1 protein-coding gene is annotated in these 3,213 nt (G+C 73.7%); it reads right to left on the reverse strand.

Features of this window, described 5'->3' with window-relative positions:
- On the reverse strand, positions 1 to 3,163 hold a 3,163-nt coding region (locus ABFY07_RS42490), incomplete at its 3' end, for a type I polyketide synthase (protein WP_346179583.1).
- Positions 3,164 to 3,213: the final 50 nt, after the last annotated feature.

Raw genomic sequence — 3,213 nt, forward strand, 5'->3', positions numbered from 1 at the left:
CCCGCAACGACTCAGGCCGGATCCCCGCCCGCTCCAACACCTCCCACGCGGACTCCAACAACAACCGCTGCTGCGGATCCATACTCAACGCCTCACGCGGCGAGATACCGAAGAAGTCGGCGTCGAAGCCGCCCGCTTCGTACAGGAAGCCGCCTTCGGCGGCATAGCTCTTACCGGGGACGCCGGGCTCCGGGTCGTACAGGTCCTCGGGATCCCAGCCCCGGTCGGTGGGGAACGGGCCGACCACATCGGCACCCGAGGCCACCAGCCGCCACAGGTCCTCCGGCGAACGCACCCCACCCGGGTAGCGGCAGCTCATGCCCACGATCACCACCGGGTCGTCCGCGAGGGTGGTCGAGGCGGGGGTCGCGGGCCGCGACGCGGTGGCGGGCGCCGGGGCGTGGCCGCCGGTCAGCTGAGTGTCCAGCCAACGTGCCAGTTCCTCGGGGTTGGGGTGGTCGAACACCAAGGTGGCGGGGGATCGGAGTCCGGTGATGGCGTTCAGCCGGTTCCGCAGTTGGGTCCCCGTGAGGGAGTCGAAGCCCAGCTCCTTGAAGGGCCGGGTGGCCTCGATGGTCCTGGGGGAGTCATGCCCCAGGATTGCGGCGGTCTCGGCGCGCACCGCGTTCAGCAGGGCGTGGCGCCGCTCGTCCGCGTTGCGGCCCGCCAGCTGTCGTGCCAGTTCTCCGGCGGCGCCGGCCCCCTCCCGCTCCTCCGCGCCGGCCCGGACGGCGTGGCGGCGCGGAGCGGGCAGCAGGCGGCTCAGCATGGCGGGTATGTCGCCGGTGTTCAGGGCGCGCAGCGCGCCCGGGTCGATCGAGGCGGTGACCGCGAGCGGGTCCGCGGCTGCCAGGGCGGTGTCGAACAGCTCCAGCGCGGTGTCGGTGGACATCGGCACCATGCCCATACGGGCCAGCCGGGCCAGGTCCCGCTCGGTGAGGTGGGCGGTGAGATCGCTGCGTTCGGCCCAGAAGCCCCAGGCGAGGGAGAGAGTGGGGCGGCCTTGGCCGGTGCGCCACTGGGCGAAGGCGTCGAGGAAGGCGTTCGCCGCCGCGTAGTTGCCCTGCCCAGCGCCGCCGAGCACCCCGGATGCCGACGAGAAGAGCACGAAGGCGGACAGTTCGCGGTCACGGGTGAGCTCGTCCAGCAGCAGCGCCGCGTCCAGTTTGGGGCGCAGCACCCGATCGAAGTGTCCGGGGGTCAGGGACTCGATGACCGCGTCCTCCACGGCGCCTGCCGTGTGGACGACTGCCGAGACGGGCCAGTGGCCCAGTATCCGGGTCAGCGCGTCCCGGTCGGCCGCGTCACCGGGGACGGTGTCGATCTGGGCGCCCAGCTCGGTGAGTTCGGCCGCGAATGCCTCTGCTCCGGGCGCGGCGAGGCCCCGGCGGCTGAGCAGGACCAACCGTCGCACCCCGTGGGCGGCGACCAGGTGTCGGGCCACGATCCGGCCGAGCGTCCCGCTGGCTCCGGTGACCAGTACGGTGCTGTCGGGGCCGAAAGCGGCGGGGGCGTCCTCGCGGAGCCGGCCGGGCAGCAGCCGGGGCGCGTAGACCGTCCCGGCGCGCAGGGCGAGCTGCGGTTCCGTGCCGTCCGCCACCCGGCGCAGGGTGGACCATGAGGCGGGCTGCCCGTCCAGGTCGACGGCGAGGAAGCGTCCGGGGTGCTCCGACTGCGCGGCGCGCAGCAACCCCCAGACCGGGGCCTGCACCAGGTCCGGCGTCTCTTCGGAGGAGACCGTCACCGCGCGCCGCGTCAGCACCACCAGTCGTGAGGCCGCGAAGTGTTCGTTCCCCGCCCACCAGCCGAGCAGCTCGGCCATCCGCGCCAGCACCTCGCGTACGGCGGCGGCCGTGTCGGCGTACGCCGTTTCCGTACCCGGACTGGGGCAGGGGGCGAAGACCACCTCCGGCACCTGGCGCCCGGCTGCCACCGCGGCGGTGAGTTCCGCGATGTTCGCGTACGTGTCCGTTCCGGCCGGCGCCCCGGCCAGTTCAGGTGACAGTTCGTGCGGGTCCAGGCCGAGGAGCGCCGTCCTCCCGGCGGCGGACTCCTCCGTCGCCGGGGCGGTGGCCAAGACCGACGGGGTCCACTCGACCCGGAACAGGGACCGCTTCCGGCCGTGGACAGGGCGCAGCCGGTCGGCCGTCACCGGGCGGGAGCGCAGTCCCCGTACCTCGGCGACGGGCTCTTCCGCCGGCGTGGTCAGGGTTACGACCACCTGGTCGCCGTCGTCCGCCAGGTTGAGCCGGGCCCGGACAGCGGTGGCTCCCGTGGTGTGCACCGTGACGCCCTGCCAGGAGAACGGCAGCTTGATCTCATCGCCGAGCGCTTCGAGGTCGTCCTGGAGGCCCGCGAGCACCACCGGGTGGAGGGCGGCGTCCAACAGGGCGGGGTGGAGCCCGTACCCTTCGACCTCCACGTCCTGCGGGAGTACCGCTTCGGCGAACAACTCGCGGCCGCGGCGCCAGGCCGCACGCAACCCCTGGAAGGCGGGGCCGTACTCGTAGCCCTGGTCGGCGCACCGCTCGTAGAAGCCGGCGACGGGCAGCGGCTCCGCGTCCCTCGGCGGCCAGTCAGCGGTCGTGGTGTCACCGGCGAGCCGGGCCGGTGGCGCGGCGGGGACCAGGGTGCCCGTGGCGTGGCGGGCCCACGGCCCGTCGTCGCCGTCGTCCTCCGCCTGGGCGTAGATGTCCACCGGCCGGCGGTCGCCCTCTCCGGCGCCCACCACCACCTGGATCCGCACCGAGCCGTGTTCCGGGAGCGGCAGCGGCGCTTGCAGGGTCAGTTCGGCCACTTGCGGGCAGCCGACGTGGTCGCCGGCGCGTACGGCCAGGTCCGTGAACGCCGCCCCGGGCAGCAGCACAAGGCCGCGTACCGCGTGGTCCTTGAGCCAGGGTTGGTTGCTGCGCGACAGGCGGCCGGTGAGCACGACGCCTTCCCCGTCGGCGAGCGTCACCACGGCGCCGAGCAGCGGATGGTGGGCGGAGCCGAGGCCCGCGCCGTGGAGATCGGGCGTGTCGCCGGCGGCCCTCTTCACCCAGTACCGCTCCCCTTGGAAGGCGTAGGTGGGGAGGTCGATCGAGGGGTGGTGGGGGGTGTGGCAGACGGTGTCCCAGTCCACGGGGGTGCCGTGGACGGCGAGTTCCGCCAGGGAGAGCATCAGCTGGTGGTGTGTGCCGTGGTCACGGCGGAAGGATCCGGTGACCACGG

It is taken from the genome of Streptomyces sparsogenes subsp. cuspidosporus, assembly GCF_039532705.1.
GTDB lineage: Bacteria > Actinomycetota > Actinomycetes > Streptomycetales > Streptomycetaceae > Streptomyces > Streptomyces sparsogenes.